General features: G+C 46.9%; 18 protein-coding genes. 6 read left to right on the plus strand and 12 right to left on the minus strand.

What is annotated here, in order from left to right; translation table 11 throughout:
• Window positions 1-93: 93 nt before the first annotated feature.
• Genes AC6R10_RS04730 through AC6R10_RS04740 form a run of 3 tightly spaced genes read right to left on the minus strand, consistent with a single transcriptional unit; the run spans window position 94 to window position 1,857 of the window.
• Window positions 94-930 carry a CsgG/HfaB family protein gene (locus AC6R10_RS04730; RefSeq protein WP_334552853.1) on the minus strand — a complete coding sequence of 279 codons (837 nt, stop codon included), beginning with the start codon at window positions 928-930 and terminating at the stop codon, window positions 94-96.
• A 19-nt stretch (window positions 931-949) separates the two neighbouring features.
• Window positions 950-1,360: a curli assembly protein CsgF gene (locus tag AC6R10_RS04735; RefSeq protein ID WP_500671620.1), complete on the minus strand. Its 411-nt coding sequence runs from the start codon at window positions 1,358-1,360 to the stop codon at window positions 950-952.
• A gap of 11 nt (window positions 1,361-1,371) precedes the next feature.
• Window positions 1,372-1,857, minus strand: a complete 486-nt coding sequence (locus AC6R10_RS04740) for a curli production assembly/transport protein CsgE (RefSeq protein WP_500671621.1) — start codon at window positions 1,855-1,857, stop codon at window positions 1,372-1,374.
• Window positions 1,858-2,246: 389 nt separating this feature from the next.
• Here AC6R10_RS04740 and AC6R10_RS04745 point away from each other — a divergent pair, with 389 nt between their 5' ends.
• The 3 genes from AC6R10_RS04745 to AC6R10_RS04755 are packed head-to-tail and all read left to right on the plus strand — an operon-like array spanning window position 2,247 to window position 4,232.
• Window positions 2,247-2,864: a curlin subunit CsgB gene (locus tag AC6R10_RS04745; protein ID WP_500671622.1), complete on the plus strand. Its 618-nt coding sequence runs from the start codon at window positions 2,247-2,249 to the stop codon at window positions 2,862-2,864.
• Window positions 2,865-2,920: 56 nt separating this feature from the next.
• Window positions 2,921-3,874 carry a curlin gene (locus AC6R10_RS04750; protein ID WP_500671623.1) on the plus strand — a complete coding sequence of 318 codons (954 nt, stop codon included), beginning with the start codon at window positions 2,921-2,923 and terminating at the stop codon, window positions 3,872-3,874.
• 4 nt (window positions 3,875-3,878) lie between these two features.
• Window positions 3,879-4,232 carry a hypothetical protein gene (locus tag AC6R10_RS04755; protein ID WP_500671624.1) on the plus strand — a complete coding sequence of 118 codons (354 nt, stop codon included), beginning with the start codon at window positions 3,879-3,881 and terminating at the stop codon, window positions 4,230-4,232.
• 154 nt (window positions 4,233-4,386) lie between these two features.
• On the opposite strand, the gene pstB is transcribed toward AC6R10_RS04755, so the two are convergent.
• The 4 genes from pstB to AC6R10_RS04775 all read right to left on the minus strand — a co-directional run bounded on the left by pstB (window position 4,387) and on the right by AC6R10_RS04775 (window position 7,896).
• Complete coding sequence (gene pstB, locus AC6R10_RS04760) at window positions 4,387-5,136, minus strand: phosphate ABC transporter ATP-binding protein PstB (protein ID WP_334552864.1); 750 nt, start codon at window positions 5,134-5,136, stop codon at window positions 4,387-4,389.
• A 33-nt stretch (window positions 5,137-5,169) separates the two neighbouring features.
• A complete protein-coding gene (pstA, locus tag AC6R10_RS04765; RefSeq protein ID WP_487902911.1) occupies window positions 5,170-6,033 on the minus strand; it encodes a phosphate ABC transporter permease PstA in 864 nt (287 codons plus the stop codon).
• A gap of 16 nt (window positions 6,034-6,049) precedes the next feature.
• Window positions 6,050-6,982, minus strand: a complete 933-nt coding sequence (pstC, locus tag AC6R10_RS04770) for a phosphate ABC transporter permease subunit PstC (RefSeq protein WP_487902910.1) — start codon at window positions 6,980-6,982, stop codon at window positions 6,050-6,052.
• 92 nt (window positions 6,983-7,074) lie between these two features.
• Entirely contained in the window at window positions 7,075-7,896 is an 822-nt protein-coding gene (locus AC6R10_RS04775) for a phosphate ABC transporter substrate-binding protein (protein WP_487902909.1), read from the minus strand.
• Between the two features lie 375 nt (window positions 7,897-8,271).
• On the opposite strand from AC6R10_RS04775, the gene AC6R10_RS04780 reads away from it, so the two are divergent.
• Window positions 8,272-9,915 carry a methyl-accepting chemotaxis protein gene (locus AC6R10_RS04780; RefSeq protein ID WP_500671625.1) on the plus strand — a complete coding sequence of 548 codons (1,644 nt, stop codon included), beginning with the start codon at window positions 8,272-8,274 and terminating at the stop codon, window positions 9,913-9,915.
• A 64-nt stretch (window positions 9,916-9,979) separates the two neighbouring features.
• Here the strand turns inward: AC6R10_RS04780 and AC6R10_RS04785 are convergent, their stop codons facing one another.
• The gene (locus AC6R10_RS04785; protein ID WP_500671668.1) at window positions 9,980-11,323 is read right to left on the minus strand and encodes a DEAD/DEAH box helicase; all 1,344 of its coding nucleotides are present in this window, start codon (window positions 11,321-11,323) and stop codon (window positions 9,980-9,982) included.
• A gap of 393 nt (window positions 11,324-11,716) precedes the next feature.
• Between AC6R10_RS04785 and AC6R10_RS04790 the strand changes: the two genes are divergently transcribed.
• On the plus strand, window positions 11,717-11,965 hold the full coding sequence (locus tag AC6R10_RS04790; protein WP_334552872.1) for an Lpp/OprI family alanine-zipper lipoprotein: 249 nt from the start codon (window positions 11,717-11,719) through the stop codon (window positions 11,963-11,965).
• Window positions 11,966-12,105: 140 nt separating this feature from the next.
• On the opposite strand, the gene AC6R10_RS04795 is transcribed toward AC6R10_RS04790, so the two are convergent.
• From AC6R10_RS04795 to AC6R10_RS04810, 4 genes are read right to left on the minus strand one after another with little or no spacing between them, the layout of a single operon-like run.
• Window positions 12,106-13,011 (minus strand): L,D-transpeptidase family protein, encoded by a 906-nt coding sequence (locus tag AC6R10_RS04795; RefSeq protein ID WP_334552874.1) that lies wholly within the window; start codon window positions 13,009-13,011, stop codon window positions 12,106-12,108.
• On the minus strand, window positions 13,012-14,427 hold the full coding sequence (phrB, locus tag AC6R10_RS04800; RefSeq protein WP_500628886.1) for a deoxyribodipyrimidine photo-lyase: 1,416 nt from the start codon (window positions 14,425-14,427) through the stop codon (window positions 13,012-13,014).
• Window positions 14,424-15,215, minus strand: a complete 792-nt coding sequence (locus AC6R10_RS04805; RefSeq protein WP_500671626.1) for a MerR family transcriptional regulator — start codon at window positions 15,213-15,215, stop codon at window positions 14,424-14,426. Before AC6R10_RS04805 ends, phrB begins: the two co-directional genes overlap by 4 nt.
• A complete protein-coding gene (locus AC6R10_RS04810) occupies window positions 15,205-16,155 on the minus strand; it encodes a YbgA family protein (RefSeq protein ID WP_487903027.1) in 951 nt (316 codons plus the stop codon). The genes AC6R10_RS04805 and AC6R10_RS04810 overlap by 11 nt, the downstream gene beginning before the upstream one ends.
• Window positions 16,156-16,510: 355 nt before the next feature.
• On the opposite strand from AC6R10_RS04810, the gene deoD reads away from it, so the two are divergent.
• The gene (deoD, locus tag AC6R10_RS04815; protein ID WP_334552881.1) at window positions 16,511-17,221 is read left to right on the plus strand and encodes a purine-nucleoside phosphorylase; all 711 of its coding nucleotides are present in this window, start codon (window positions 16,511-16,513) and stop codon (window positions 17,219-17,221) included.
• Window positions 17,222-17,263: the final 42 nt, after the last annotated feature.

A 17,263-nucleotide genomic window follows, 5' to 3' on the forward strand; every position in this document is an offset into this window, starting at 1 on the left:
ACTTAAGTGATACAAGCAGACAGAAAAACGCCTATACGATCTGTATAGGCGTGACTTTTCTGAATAGACAGGCTTTTGGCCTTAGGTTTGCTTTTATAAAATCTGATGAGTCTGTTTGGCGTATTTTTGTAGCAACGCGTTGTTTCTGTCTTCTGGGTTAGCCGGCTGCCAAAGTCCTTGACTGATACCTCGAACAATGACGTGAATGACCGCCGCATCTATCGCAGACATCACAGCGACGTTAACTGGCTCGTTGTTCGTGTACCCCGCTTCGACTTCAAGTAAATCTTGGTAGTCAATAAAACGAAACGCCCCTGCCGTCAGTTCATGGGAAAATATCGTCTTGCTCGTGGTGACACTAAGCAGAATCTGCCCCGTACGAACATTCACCGCACGCAAGTTCACTGTGACTTGGTCTGTTCGGTATGTCCCCGATGAGCCAATACCAAGATAGCGTGCTCCCGCACCGCCGGTTTTAATGTTTGAGTCATAGGCGACGATACCGCCCTCAATCACGACATTAGCAGAGCTCAGTGCACTCAAATCATCACCGTGGTTTTCTGCACCTGAGCCCTTATTTTGTGCCGCTCGAATAATCTTGCGCTCGGTCAACAAGTTTTGTAGCCCTTCTCGCTCAAGCGGTACAAACCATTTGGAGTCAAGCAAAGACGCAGTCAACAGCGCCGTACCACCTTGGGGGACCGCCGTCGAGAAGTTACTGTTAGGTTGAGGCTTATATTGACCGGTTTGATCGCGAAAGTCGTAGACAGAGACCAAAATCTTACCTCGAGGTTCAGGTAGGTTGACCAAGTCTTGGTAAGTTGCTCCGCGTGGCATCAAAGTCGGTGCTTCGTCAGTATCAGGCATATCCATAGAAATGGCACAACCGGATAATAAGCCACAGAGTAAAGTGAGAGTAATCAGGCGCATGGGAAGTCTCCGGAAATAGTTATTGATCAGGGTTTAACCCAGCAACTTTGATTTCTGTGGACTCACCTGAAATCTTGTCGACAATCTGTACAATTAACGAGCCATTGTCATCCACAATGTTTAAGTAGAAATCATCCGTTTCCAGTTGACCCGTATTCCCATTGCCTACATCCGCTAAGAGTTGGCTGATCAATCTGGATTCCAAACTATTGGCAAGTCGCTCTAACGCCGATTCTTCCTCAAAGCCAAATTGATTCCCTGGCGCCTCATAGTCGTTGATTGCATTGGCAATGCTAAGTAAGTGATAACTATTGTTCGGGTTGCCTCCAAAACTTGGGTTCACTGGGGTATAGATCAATTCTGTCGCCTGAGTGCTCACAGCAAGCATACTCAACAGAAACACCGGTAAACCAATTACTTTTCGTTTCATAGTTTCATCCTTTAGAACTCATCTCGTTCGAGATCAAAGGTATCTTGATACTCGCGTTGAGCTTTCCATCTCAATAGGTAATTTGTGACTGCACTGAGCGCCTCTTTGGCTTTGTCTTGCGCTGTTTTTCTGCCTGGCGACAACGCAGTGCGATAAATGACTTTGTCTCGGTGAAGAACGCTAATAATACTGCCTGACAGAGCAGTAGGACGCTCCTTCACCACCAAATTCTCTTGCAATGAGCCATGGCGGTCATTCATATACTGAGTAAAGAAAAAATAGAAATCATCACCTAGCCTTGTCATCGTTCTATCAACAATCAGGCCTTCAACTTCAATATAAAACTCATTGTTTTCAAAATGACCATCATCGCTTGATTCATCACCCACCTCTACCTTCTGTGCAGCAGATGTGACACTAAACATCATCAGAATAAAACCAAAAAAAATAACCCTTAAGGTGTTTGTTAGTTTCATTCTAAATGTCCACTTTTGCATGGTGAGTATGAATATGATTAAAACTTATATGATCTTTGAAAAAGTTGAAAGGGCAGTTTACTGACATTTTAGATCATCTCAATATTGAGACAGAACAAAGAGTACCACGACTAATAAACTTAAAAACAAATTAAAGCACCCACAAAAAACACACAACAAAACCAATATAAATCAATAAGATAAAACAAAACATAAACTTTTTAACTAACTATGAAACTGGTTTTATTAAACTTTAGATTGCACAACGCAAAACAGCGTCTCATTAGAAAGAAAATTGATACCAGACATTTTCAAATTTAAGTTCATTGTTTTTGTGATAAACCAGAGCATAATTAATCGTGAGTTATGGAGCAGGCTTTGTAGCCGACACCTAAATAACGGAGGTTAAGGTGCAAAATCTAAAACTATTACGTCAGGGTTTTGTTGTCTTATCTTTATTATCCATGGCTCATGCATACGCAGGCGCACGGTTTACAGATGAGATGTCAGCGGAATTTGGTGAATTTTACAGTAGTGCACCCGGTTACCGTGACTTATTATCGGTTAACACGTCTGAAAAGAACTATGCAGAGGTCACCATAATAAGCAGTTCTGATTCTGAGATAGAGATTAATCAAGATATTTATGGTCAAGGAACAAATAAAGCCAAGGTGGTACAACACAACTCTTATTCAAGTAAAGCAGTCATTAACCAAGCAGGTTCAAATAATATCGGGATGATAGAACAGCAAGGCACTAATAATTACGCTTATCTTGAACAATCGGGTCGACACCACAACAGCTACATTAGCCAAGACGGCGACGACAACGTTGCTGTTCTTAGTCAGTGCAGTGGTTGGAACTGCAGCTCAAACTATGGAAGCGACATTAGTATCGTACAAACTAACGATAGCAATGAAGCGTACATTTTTGATAAAGGCGGTTCTAGCTATGGTATCGAACAAGATGGAAATGATTCCATCCTAATTATAAGCAGTATGAGTCGCGGTATTTATGTTCGGCAGTGATGCAGACATAAAGGAACGAAATCTATATTAATAATGGACATATAAAGGATCTATTCATGAAAAAACTAGCGATTACAATCTCAGCTATTCTTGCATCTGGTGCAGCATACGCGGGAAACGATGCCTCCGTCACATTAACTGACGCACTAGGCGACAACGTCGTCATCAATCAAAACACGACCCACCTCAATCCGGCACTCGGAAATGATGCGTTTGTAACCATGAAAGACACTGAGTATAACGGCACGACGATCAACCAAACCGGTGATTTGAACGTGACAACCGTCAACGCAGACAATGCTGAACACTCTGTATTTGAAGTACAACAGTTGGGGGACAGTAACAACGCCATGATGTTTACCTCGGGCAGTGTTAACGAGTACAACACGTTCTCTGTAGATCAAGACGGGGATCAAAACATCTCTACCGTTCAAGTGAATAGTGGCGATTACAACGACGCCAACATCCTAATTCAAGGCAATGGTAACGTTACTACCGCTTCATTTAATGGAGCGGCTGCATATGGTAACACTGTGAATAACAACATTATCAACAACAGCTTATCCAACGTTGTCACCAACACTGTCAATGCTGGCTCTGGTAATACCGCCGACGTTTATATTAACGACGGGTGGTATAACACCGTTACCACCATCCAGCATGGCGATAGCAGTGTTGCTGATATCGATGTTACGGATGTGAGTGATCACAACGTTGTGTTGGTCACACAAGACAATGGTAACCTAGCAGAAGTGAATATTGATGGCGGTAGTTTCTGGAACACCGTCACTGTCTCTCAAAACGATAACAACGTAGCGGATATCGATGTGTATTCTGGCAGTGATCAAAATATCCTCAGCGTTACGCAAACAAGCTACGGCTCTAGTGCGACCGTCGATCTATCAGGTTCTGATAGCAACCAAGTGTACGTTACACAAAACGCAAATGACATCGCGATGGTATATGGCACTAATGCTAACAGTTCTACAGTAACCATTAACCAAAACTAATATCGTGAACACATTAGTTTATAAAGCGACGTCCTTTGGCGTCGCTTTCATTTTGTCATTCAGTACACTGGCAGAATCGGTGTCTATCTCTATTCCCCCATTTGCATCGCTAAACTGTAGGCAAGAACAGGCTGCGCCTTTGCATCTCACCATCACTGCGCTGCCCACAATCCCCTCTGGCAGCAAGATTAAACTGCAAGGTACAAACACGATTCAAAGCTCGTTGAGCCCAGGTTCGCGCGTCACGGTTTCCCTCGATACGCTTCCAGTCACACTGTTACTGAGCGCCCCTCAAGTGGCACCGCTTCACTTGTCCTTACATCAAGACTGCACATTGTCAGAAAACCAATCACGTTAGTTTAAAAATCTCAATCTTCACTAATGCCATGAGTGAAAGGCTGTCATGAGTAAAAGACGGACACAAAAAAGCCCCTCTAAGAAGAGGGGCAAAGTACCATCGCATATTATTATAGTGATATTGCCAGTAAATTCTGTTGATTAGCCGCTAAGCGTTAACCAAAGTCGCCGTTCACGTAGCCTTTGGTGCGATCGTCTTTAGGGTCGCTGAAGATGACTTGTGTATCGTCATGCTCAACTAACTCACCCATTAAGAAAAACGCCGTGCGATCGGAGATGCGACGTGCTTGCTGCATGGAGTGCGTCACAATCACGATCGTGTAGTTCTTTTTCAGCTCTTCCATCAACTCTTCGATCTTGTGAGTCGCGATTGGGTCAAGCGCGGACGTCGGTTCATCCATCAAGATCACATCCGGTTCCATCGCAATAGTACGCGCGATACATAGACGCTGCTGCTGACCACCCGACAAGCCGAAAGCGTGCGATTTAAGACGATCTTTGACTTCATCCCACAGAGCTGCGCCACGCAGTGAGCGCTCTACCACTTCATCGATGTGCTTTTTATCTTTGATACCCTGAGCGCGCAAACCGTAAGCCACGTTTTCATAAATGCTCATAGGGAAAGGGTTAGGTTTTTGGAACACCATCCCAACACGAATGCGCAAATCCGCCACGTCAATGTTGCCGTAGATGTCTGTGCCGTCCATCTCAAGCGAGCCTTTGATAGTCACACCTTCAATCAAGTCATTCATGCGGTTTAAGCAGCGCAACAGCGTCGATTTACCACAGCCTGAAGGCCCAATCAACGCCGTCACCTGACGGGTTGGGATCGGAAGGTTGATCGATTTAAGGGCTTGGTTCTCACCGTAAAACAGGTCTAGATTTTCAATGTTGAATTTGTTCATGGTCTTAATCTCTTAAATTTGGTCAGTCAGCGATCAGTAAGTCGCGGTATTGAAGCGGCGAGCAATCAGTTTAGTGATCATGTTGATCAATAGAACAACCACAATCAGCACTGTCGCTGTTCCATAGGCCTGATTCCACTCATCTATCGTGAAGAGCTCTGTAGTGAGCTTGTACAGGTGTACCGTCAGCGTTCTGCCTGAATCGAATAACGAATCAGGAATACGCGCGACCATACCTGCGGTGAGAAATACAGGGGCAGACTCACCAATCACACGACCAATACTTAGAATGACCGAGGTTAAGATACCTGGCATTGCGCTTGGCAAAATTAGGCGCCAGATAGTGTAAATTTTCGATGCGCCAAGGCCATATGAGCCTTCGCGGTATGTTTGTGGTACGGACATCAACGCCTCTTCCGTAGTTCGGATGATCACGGGAAGAATCAAGATACTCAGTGTCAATGCACCCGATAGGATGGAGAAGCCCAGCCCCAAAATCGCCACAAAGAATGTCATACCAAACAGACCAAAGATGATCGATGGAATACCCGCCAGTGACTCAGTACAGAAACGGATAACTTTGACCAGTTTACTGCCCACTTTGGCGTATTCTGTTAAGTAGATGGCGGTCATGATGCCCATTGGGGCCGCAACCGCAATTGATGCGATAACCATGTAAATGGTCGATACAATCATCGGAAAGATACCTTGCTCATCACCGGTTCGAGTGTAATCGCCAGAGATAAATTTCCAATCAACATGCTGTAGGCCATTCGAAAGAATGTACCAGATAATCCAAAATAGGAAGCCAACTGTCAGCGCAGCAGACAACCAAACAAACGCATTGAGGATCTGATCCTTACGCTCTCGAGACTGTTTTAATTTCACGCGGTCCATAATCTTCACCTATCGCTTATTTCGCTTTTTCGCGGTTTAAGTACAACAATGCACCGTTTAACATCATGATAAAGGCCAACAGTACCACGCCCGTTGCGTAGAGAGCGTTCGCATGTACACCGCTTGCGTAGGACATTTCAATCGCAATGTTAGCGGTCAGCGTACGTGCGGAATCTAAAATACCTTGTGGCATCGCCGGTGCGTTACCCATGACCATAATGATCGCCATCGTTTCGCCCAATGCGCGACCAATGCCTAAGATAACCCCAGTCATGATACCGCTTCGTGCCGCTGGAACGAGAAGCTTAAAGATGGTGTAGATTTTTGACGCCCCCAGCGCTAACGACCCTTCTTTGTAGGAACGAGGCACAGCGCGAATTGAGGTTTCAGACACGGTAATGACCGTAGGAAGGATCATCACCCCGAGTACAATGATACCGGCCAAAATGGTGTTACCCGCAGGCACATTGAAAATGTTTTGAATCAGCGGAACGATGATGACGAGGCCAAAGAAGCCATAGACGACCGAAGGGATACCCGCTAACAGCTCAACCGCTGGGCGAATCACATCCGCTAAACGTTTAGGCGCGATTTCCGCAATAAAGATGGCAGTCAATACACCAATCGGCACACCCACAATCACTGCGCCAAAGGTGGACACAATCGAAGCGACAATCATGGTCGCCACACCATACAGTGCCGGTGGCAACCAGTCTTGGCCTAGAACAATGCCGGTAATCCCCGCTTCTTGAAAGGCAGGAATGGATTCTCTAAAAATGAAGTAAGCAATGATGGCGAGAGAAACAATGCCGATAATAGCACTGGTTAAGAATAAGCCATGGAAGATGCGCTCTTTCCAATCAACGCGCTTTTTGGCACGAAGACTTGGCTTAGATACTTGAGTCGCTTGAGTATTCATAAGCTTTTCACTACTTGTTGCGATGGTCATAAAATCTTACCGAGATAACGAGTGAAACACTCGTTTCAGAGTGAGAAAAGGCTCAGCCCAAAGGGGGCTGAGCAATTAAAATCTTACTGGCGTTACTTAACTGAGATGTAACCTTTTTGGTCAACAAGCGCTTGCGCGTCGTCAGACACCATCCAGTCTAGGAATTTCTGTGTTGCCGCAGTAGGTTGACCTTCACGGTAAAGAACTAGGAAAGGACGCGCCACTTTGTAAGAACCGCCTTTCACGTTGTCAACCGTTGCATCGACACCGTCAATCGCTAGTGCGTGAACCGACTCGTCAACGGTACCTAGAGAGATGTAACCAATCGCGTATGGGTTAGAGGCAACCATGGTTTTAAGAGCACCGTTACCGTTGGCCACTTGAGCACGCTGAGAAATCGCTGACACAGTTTTGCCCGAGATCTTCTTCTTAAGGCTCATGATGTCTTCGAACGCGCCACGTGTACCTGATGCAGTATCGCGCGTGATCGCTACGATAGGCTTGTCTGCGCCGCCCACGTCTTTCCAGTTCGTCACTTCGCCTGTGTAGATAGCCGTTACTTGCTCAGCAGTTAGACCTTTAAGATCGTTCTTAGGGTTCACCACAACAGCGATACCGTCGAGTGCAACTGTTAGCTCTTTCAATGTTGGCTCTTTCTCAGACTCTTTCAGGTTACGAGAAGACATGCCAAGGTCAGCACTGCCGTTCTTCGCCGCTTTCACGCCCGCAGAAGAACCTGGTCCTTGAACTTCGATAAACACATCAGAGTTTGACTTCATGTATGTTTCAGAGAAAACTTCCATCAGTGGAGTTACGCTGCTAGAACCTACAGCAGAGATTGTTTCTTTAGCAGAAACAGGAGTCACTGCCATGGCGCCTAGAAGTGCGATTGCACCGATTACTGTCTTTTTCATCACAATTTCCTTAAGTTGGCTTTATTGCCGTTGTGTTTCACTTGAACGCTGCTCACTTTAGGACTCAAATGTGACAGTTGTGTTTCACTTCGTTGAAGCCTATATGACACATCAGTCTTATTTCTCGACATCAGCGCATCACTGACGCCTACACCACCTCGACCACTCTTGGTGTGCCCTTCTCTTTCTCATCAATCTAGTGGGTAAGAATCAACCATCTGATATTAATGCAAATATAAGTTGCATAACGTCGGATCAAACTTATCTATGTAAGATAAATTTGATCATTGAAATAAATCAGAGACAAATTAGAATCATTCTCCTTAACTATAAAAATAATAGATCTTATTCAGTTTCGTATGTAGAGGACCACTAATGCGCCAGTTACTCAGTAACCTTTCTATCAAGGTACAAGTTGTTGTACCTGTGATATTCACTCTGATCTTGCTCATCGCAGGCATCACTTATAGCTCAAATAGCCTGACTCACGCGTTTGGCACCGTCAAAAGCTCCACTGAACATCTCGTCAATCACAAAGAAGAACTCACTGACATTATCGACAACACCTACGGTATGCGTATCAAAGCTATCTACAGCTTGTTTCGAGCAGAAGATGTTGATGGACTCGCCAGCACCTTGTTAGAAAAACAGAGCGAAAGTCAACGTCTGCTGGACTCACTCAATACTGTAGAGGGCTTGCAAAAAGAAGTCTCGGCTATGAAAGAGGCCATCGAGCACTACGTTCGCTACTCCATCAATACTATGGTGCCGCTCCTCAATCAGAAACATCAACAGACCCAATCCAGTGCGGCGTTTGACCAACGTTTTGAGCAAGCTTCGGCAGTCTACCGCCAGGCCGGGCAAGAGATGGTATCAGCCATTGACCACCTCTCCACTAAGCTCAATGAACTGGCATTGGATGACCTGCATCGCAGTGAGGCAACCCACTCTTCGGTGATGAACAGCAGTATCATCGGTCTTGTCGCTGTGCTCGCCATCGCGTTGATATTAAGTTGGTTGCTGGCCGGAATCATCGTCACGCCGATTCAGCGCCTACAACAAGCCATGACACAATTGGCGCACGGCAATCTACTCGTTAGCGTGCAAGAAGAAGGCAACAACGAGATCACTGCACTCTCTAAAGACTTCAACAGTACCGTGAGCAAACTCCAGCAAACCGTCGACTCATTGGTTCGAATCAGTGTGGATGTCGCGTCCGCCTCTACGGAGTTAGCGGCAGTGATGACACAATCGAGCGTCAACTCCGACCAAGAGAAGAACGAAGTGGAGCAAGTGGCGTCGGCGATCAACCAGATGGAGGGCACGGCAACCGAAGTGACGCAAAACGCCAATCTGGCCGACTCTGCAGCGCTAAAAGCAGATAAACTGGCAAAAGAGAGTTTGGCAGTCTTTGATGAGAATACTCGTGAGAGCGAGAAAATGGCGCGTCAATTATCGGATGCTGCGCAAGTGGTTCACTCACTCAAAGATCAATCTGAGCAGATCGGCAAAGTGATTGAAGTGATTGAGAGCATTTCTGAGCAAACCAACTTGCTTGCCCTAAACGCAGCGATTGAAGCGGCGCGTGCAGGTGAAAGTGGTCGTGGTTTTGCTGTAGTCGCCGATGAAGTTCGCATGCTTGCTGCACGCACACAGGAGTCGACAAAAGAGATCCAGACCATTATCGAAGAATTGCAAAAACAGTCGGGCAGTGCCAATGACAGCGTGAATTCAAGCCTTGAGATGATCACTCGCAGTCAAGAGCAAGCAAAGTTGGTCAGTGTTTCGCTGCGTGATATTTCCACGTCGATTTCCGACCTGTCGAGTATTAACGCTCAAGTCGCTATCGCGTCCGAAGAGCAAGGGCAAGTCACCTCCGACGTCAACAACAACCTCAGCAACATCTATGAGTTAGTGAGCCAAAACGTCACTGGTATCACTCAAGCCGCCGCCGCCAGCCAAGAGCTCTCGGCACTGGCTGAAAATCAAAAGCAGCAGCTTGGATTCTTTAAAGTCTAAAGCGTGAGATAGACAAAGGGACTGCCGCGGCAGTCCCTTATTATGTTGTGCGTTTACGCTGAGGTTATTCGTCGTCGCTACTCGGCGCGACTTTCTTCTTCGGAATAAACACCGAATCGCCCACCGCCACGTTTTGGTAGAATCCTTTATCACGCTTAACAGGCTTAGTTGACGCCTTTTTCTTAGTCGTGGTGGCTTTCTTGTTCGGTTTGGCTTTGTTACGAAAATCGGGCTTACGCGGCTTCAAACCTTTGAACTTGCCTTTCAAACCTTCCAGCTCAGAAAAGACAATGTCTTGCTGCAAATAAGCTTCCACACGCTTAAAGCTGTCCCAATCTTTTGGTCCTACTAGCGAAATGGCATCCCCCTTGTTACCCGCTCGACCCGTGCGGCCCACTCGGTGCACATACTCTTCAGTATGCTTAGGCATATCAAAGTTGACCACATGGGTCACGTTGGCAATATCAAGACCACGTGAAGCCACATCGGTGGTCACTAGAATCTTAAACACGGCACGTTCAAACTGACTCATGATGGTGTTGCGTTGAGTTTGATTCAGATTCCCGCTCAGCGCTACCGCTTTGAGCTTGCGCTCGTTCAACTTATCAGTCAGGCGCTCAGTGTCGACACGTGTTGCAGTGAAAATGATCAGCTGCTTGTACTGCGCCTCTTCAAGAATGCGATCTAAAATCGCTTCTTTATGATCAAGATGATCACACAGGTAGAACTTCTGCGTGATGTCCTTGTGCTCTTCATTGGCCACACCTACAGCGATACGCTTAGGCGCATTGAGCATTTCAAAAGCGATGTTGTTGACCTCTGCGTGGTCTAACGTGGCCGAGAACATCAAGGTTTGACGACGACGATGCTTGGCTGCATTGTGGATACGACGTAGCTCAGGCGCGAAACCCAAGTCCAACATACGATCCGCTTCATCCAGAACCAACGTTTCCAAGCCATCAAGGAACAAGGATTTGTGTTGCAAGTGGTCGGCTAAACGCCCTGGTGTCGCCACAATGAATTTAGGGTAGCGCTTAAGCGCTTTGACTTGGTCGTTAAAGTTTTCACCGCCTAAAATCAGGGTGGCGTCGTACGTTAAACCGCCCAACATAGAACGCAATTCACCGTACACCTGCTTCGCCAATTCACGGGTCGGCGCTAGAATCAATGCGCGTGGGTCTTTGGCTGAAAACGATTTATTTTTTAGAGACTTGTGCAAAATCGGCAGAACAAACGCCAGTGTCTTTCCTGAACCAGTCTTCGAGGAGGCGAGTAAATCCTTACCAGCAATCGCCACGGGGATCGCTTGCTTTTGAATGTCAGTCGCCTTGGTAAAATTAAAATGGTTCAAGTTTTTTAATAAGCGATTATCTAAACCTAAATCTTTGAATTGCAATGTTGTCTCCAATAAATCCACATTGAACGGTAAACAGTGACGCCCGCTACATCGAGCGACGAAATCAAAACGGTACATGATACCTAGAATAGACGGTGATGGGTAGAGTATGGTCAAAATATCGATCAAACCCTCTTGACTCTCAATCGCAAGCGTACTTTCTCACTGGATGAGTTTCAGCAGCCCCACTATTGATAGATGCTCATTATTGACTTCACTTGCATTATTTACTCTCACGAATGAGACATTCGTCAACAAATTCGATAATTACCTAAATTCTTGGGTTTTTTTGACTTTTCTCTACTTTTGGAAGTTAATATTTAGCACTACACTGTGGATGTCACTATATGATGAAGAATGTATAGGGCAATCTAAATGATACTCATATAAGCAAGGAGTTCTAATATGAACAAAATGTTGATCGCAGCTGCAGCCTCTTCTGTTCTTCTACTAGCAGGTTGTGCTTCTGGTCCAGACGAAGCAACAACAGCGAAACTGGACGAGCTAAGCAATCAAGTTAGCCAGCTAAGCCAAGACGTTTCAGCACTGCAAGCAGACGTTCGTAAGTCAGGCGACGCAGCAATGGCAGCGCAAGAAGAAGCCGCTCGTGCAAACGAACGCATCGACAACATTGCTCAGTCTTACACTAAGTAATTCAGTCAAGTTTTAAAGAAAGGGTCTGCATATGCAGACCCTTTCTCTTTTCTCATCGTTGAGCGTATCAGCACGTTGAAAATCCTGCACTCACGCTGACCATTCTAGCTACCGTTCATTCTCGATAAGCAACTCATTACCTACAAATAATCTGGCGCGACGATTTCTACCGGCACACCATTTTGCGCAAGGATCGCTGCTTTCGCTTTGGAATCAGAATGCTGAAACTCATCGAGCCACCAAGTGAGCTCTTGCGGAATAGTCAGCAACGTCTTGCTGCCATCACTTCGTGTCAGGGGCTCATGCGCTTCAATAAAGACGCTTCGGTCTGGCTCCAACGCCACTTTCACTGGATCATTGATGACTTGCACCTTAGTGCCCACATTGACTTGAGAGAAAAGCCACTCAATGTCTTTGGGCTCCATTCGAATACAGCCAGCACTAACACGTAGACCGATGCCAAAGTCTTTGTTGGTTCCGTGGATCAGATAGTCTCCGACACCATAGGCCAAGCGGAGCGCGTACTCACCAAGCGGGTTTTCAGGGCCTGCGGACACCACAGGCGGCAACTCAATCCCCTTCGCCAAATACTCTTTACGAATGGAAGCCGGCGGCGTCCAAGTTGGGTTGGCGCGCTTTTGGCTAATGCTGGTCGTCATAGTGGGAGTATCTCGGCCGATACGGCCAATCCCAACCGGGAAGATGTGCACCACGCCTTTTTCAGGTTCGAAATAGTACAACCTCAGCTCCGCGAGATTGATCACCACACCCTGTCTCTCGACGTTGGGCAAGATCACTTGCGTGGGAATCGTCAACACATGGTCGGCGGCGGGCAAAAAGGGATCGACCCCTTTATTCGCGGCCATCAAGGAGAGAAAACCAACATCATAACGTTTGGCAATTTCCGCCAATGTTTCACCTTCAACCACTTGGTGATACTGAGTACGCCCGACAAGACGACTCTCTTCACCGGGTAATTCGTAGGTCGCAGAAAACGCAAACCAGGGTGTGACTAGTGCACACAAAGACACCCATTTACGCAGCATTTAGTTTCCCTTTGCTTCTTTGTAGATCTCTAAGGTTATCGCTCTTGCGCTCTTATGATCAACTATTGGTTGAGGATATTGACGACAATTTAACCCCGGGTCAGACCAAGGTGTGTGAATGTATTTGTCTGGAACTGAACTCAACTCTGGCACCCAGCGGCGAATAAACGCGCCACGAGCATCAAAGCGCTCACCTTGAGAGGTCGGGTTAAAAATACGAAAGTAAGGCTGACCATCACACCCCGTTGACGCGCACCACTGCCATCCACCATTGTTAGCAGCGTAATCACCATCAATCAGTTGACGCATAAAGTAGCGCTCGCCAATACGCCAATCGACGTGCAGATCTTTAACCAAAAAACTCGCCACAACCATGCGCAGTCGATTGTGCATCCAGCCCGTTTCGTTCAGTTGCCTCATCGCCGCATCGACAATAGGGTAGCCTGTCTCACCGCGCATCCAGGCCTCAATGTGTTTGGGGTTATTTTGCCACCTCAGCTCCTCTCCCCAAGCATTAAAACTCTCCCCTCTCGACAGTTTGGGTTCAAAGTGGAGTAAGTGTTGATAGAACTCTCGCCATACGAGCTCACTTTGCCACACTTCTCGCCCACCACTGAGTGGCAGCGTTTGCTGATACATTAAGCGCGCCATGCATTGACGCACCGACAGCGCTCCAATCGCCAGATACGGCGACAGCTGGCTGGTATTATCCAACGCCGGGAAATCCCGCTTATCACCATACTCATCCGCTTTGCTCTGCACAAACTCTCTCAAGGTAGCGATGATGTCTCGGCTCTTGACACTGTATCGCTCGCTCGATTCACGCGGGTAACTGAACGGACTCGTCTCATCCAACAAGGCGACATCTTGGTGTTGCAACGCCCCTGCACACGGCGTCGCTTTGAAGGTCTGGATGTGGAATCCTTCACTATAGAGTTTACTTAAATAAGCGCGCTTGTAAGGGGTGAAGACTTTGAAATAGTCGCCTTGCTTGTTGCGCACTGAGCCCGGCGGAAAAATACACTTGTCATCAAAGCGATGCACCTCCACAGAACTTGAACTCAACGCCTCCTCCAGCGCTTCATCGCGGCGACGTTCATTCAGTTCATACTCGTTATTTAGATACAGAGCCGTTGCTTTGGCTTGCAGTGCCAACTCAGCCACCAGCGCTGCGCTGTCTGCGAAGGTCTCGACTTGCGCGTAATAAAGCGGGATGTCGAGTTCGGCTAATTCCGTCTTTAACTCGTGCAAGCGACGGTAGATGAGATCCGCTTGCCTTGGACTATGATCATGGGTTTGCCAGGTACCAGGCGTTGCGATGTATAACGCCACGACCGGTTGACCTCGATTCACGGCGCTCACTAAGGCATGATTGTCTTCAACACGTAAATCACGGCGAAACCAAACAATATTCAAAACGTTCTCCTTACCAATTCGATCATTTCTGACAGCGAGACTTGCCCATGCTGCGCTTCTAACTCTTTGATCACACTAAGCTGAGATTCAATCGGTTTCGTGGCACTGTAAAACGCCAGTTGTTCAAAGCGGTGAACGGCGGTGTGCTCTAAGAGGCCCGACAGATCCTCGACGCCATCAATCATCAAGACTCGATAGCCTTGACTGACAAGACTCAGGGCCCACAGTTGAGTGTGAATATCGCGCGCCGCATCGAGATTGATTGCCAAACATTTACCGCGATGGGCCACCTTGTTTTCTGCCTCAATGATCTGGTTGAGTTTGGTGACCATCAAGGTATTAAACAGACCAAGATGCAAAGAGCGCAGGCTTTGTTTCACTAGAGCGAGCGCATTGAGCGTTGGCGTGATGAACTGACGCTCAACCAACTCAAGAGGATACTCTTTCAGCACACCATTAATCACACTCTCTGCACGCTTGGTATTGAGGTTAGTCAGCGCTTCAAGCACCTCCTCTACTGCCTCTAAACTGCCGACGTCTAGCGCTTCATCTGGCAAATCAGACCCGAGCAGGGCTTTCACTTTGCCAATCGAAATCCCTTTCGCGAGCCAGCCTTGAATCTCATTGATAAGTGCGATGTGCTCATCCGTGTAGAGTCTGTGGCCTTTTTCAGTGCGCTCCGGTTGGATCAAATTATAGCGTCGCTGCCACGCTCGCAGCGTCACAGGCTTAACTCCGGTTAAATCCGAGACCTCTCGAATCGCATACCAATTTTTTTCACAGACCATAACGCAGTCTTAACTCCTGTGGGTGAGGCTGAAGAAACTTTTGCTTCGCCAAGTATTCATCGGGATGAGTGGATAGATAATGTTTGATGAGCGTTAGCGGCGCCAACAAAGGCAGCAAACCCACACGGTATTCGTCGATCACGCGGCGCAGCTCAGACTTTTGTTCTTTGTCGAGATGACGCTTAAAGTAACCTTGGATGTGCATCAGCACGTTAGTGTTGTTTTTACGACTGGCGCGATTGGCCACCGCTTGCATCAGCGCGGTACGGTACAAGTGGTAAAACTCTTCGATGTCGTACTCTTTGATGTTGGCAACCATGCGCCCAAGCTCTTTGTACGCTTCAGGGTGATGAGCCATTAAGGTCAACTTGTAACGCGAGTGGAAAGCGATGATTTTGCCACGGGTCGGCGTCTCACCCATTGAGTCATAAAAATCACGTAGGGTATAGACGCGGGTAATGAAGTTCTCTTTCAACACAGGATCATTGAGCCGTCCATCTTCCTCAACGGGTAGCCATGGCATCTGCTCCATCAACTGCTGTGTATACAGCCCAACCCCAATATTTTCCGCACCAGCTTTACGGTATACTTTAACGCGCTCCATTCCACAGGTGGGCGATTTAGCACAAACGATGTAACCGCATAGCTCTTCATCGACTAAACTGGCAACCTTCTCTTGGGAATAGCGAATCATAGCGTCCGTGTGATCTTTGCTCGAATCTTTGGTCTCTACCAGCGCAATGCGCTCGTCGTTTGACATCAATCGAATCGTCGGCCTAGGAACCGGCATCCCCATTCCCACTTCAGGGCATATCGGCATAAATTCAAAAAACGGTGCCAACTCTTTCGTGACAAACTTGCTGATCTTATGACCCGAGTCGAAACGGACTTTTTCTCCCAGCACACAAGAACTGATACCGATCGTAATTTGCTTTTCCATGTTGAGCTCCCATCACCATCAAATGTGTACAACTTAATTTCTTGTATAACTCAATTTCTCATATAAGTAGTAGCACAGCACTTGAAACATGTACAAAAAAATTATTTGTACAATGTTACGCAAACTTAACCATTTTGGTTCACTACCCAAGCAAACGTTTTTGCAAATCGATTGCCAAATCACTTTCAACATATTTGGTTATCAATATCTCGAAATCGTCATGGCACACCCTGTTTTGTGAGCAACCTCTCAAGGAACAATGGCTGACAAGGCTAGTATTGCCTCAACACAGAATTGAAGTTCAACATAATTGGTAATCAGCACCGCGATTACTGACCCAATTGGAGTAATGACTATGGCAACCCCACATATTAATGCTCAGCCAGGCGACTTTGCAGAAACCGTATTGATGCCAGGCGATCCGCTACGCGCTAAATACATCGCAGAGACATTCCTTGATGACGTCAAACAAGTTTGTGACGTTCGCAACATGTTTGGTTACACAGGCACCTACAAAGGCAAAAAAGTGTCGGTGATGGGTCACGGCATGGGCATCCCATCTTGCTGTATCTACGTTCATGAGTTGATTGCCGAGTTCGGTGTGAAGAACGTGATTCGTGTCGGTAGCTGTGGCGCTGTACGTGACGACGTAAAATTGATGGACGTCGTGATTGGCATGGGCGCCTCCACAGACTCAAAAGTTAACCGAATCCGTTTCAACGATCACGATTTCGCAGCCATTGCGGACTTTGGTCTTCTTGAAACCGCCGTTGCTCAAGCTCGCGCGCAAAACGTGCCAGTCAAAGTCGGTAACGTATTCTCAGCAGATCTCTTCTACACACCAGAAGCAGATATCTTCGAGAAGATGGAAAAACTCGGCATCCTTGGTGTGGATATGGAAGCTGCAGGCATCTACGGCGTTGCCGCTGACCTTGGTGCAAAAGCGCTCACCATTCTGACTGTCTCTGATCACATCATCCGTGGTGAAAAGCTGAGCTCAGAAGAGCGTCAAAAATCGTTCAATGACATGATGAAAGTGGCGCTAGAAACTGCTATCAACCTGTAACGATATTGCAGCCAAGTGACCGCTTGGCTGCCCAGATAGTCC

Source organism: Vibrio sp. R12-SG2-ISO1 (genome assembly GCF_059834045.1).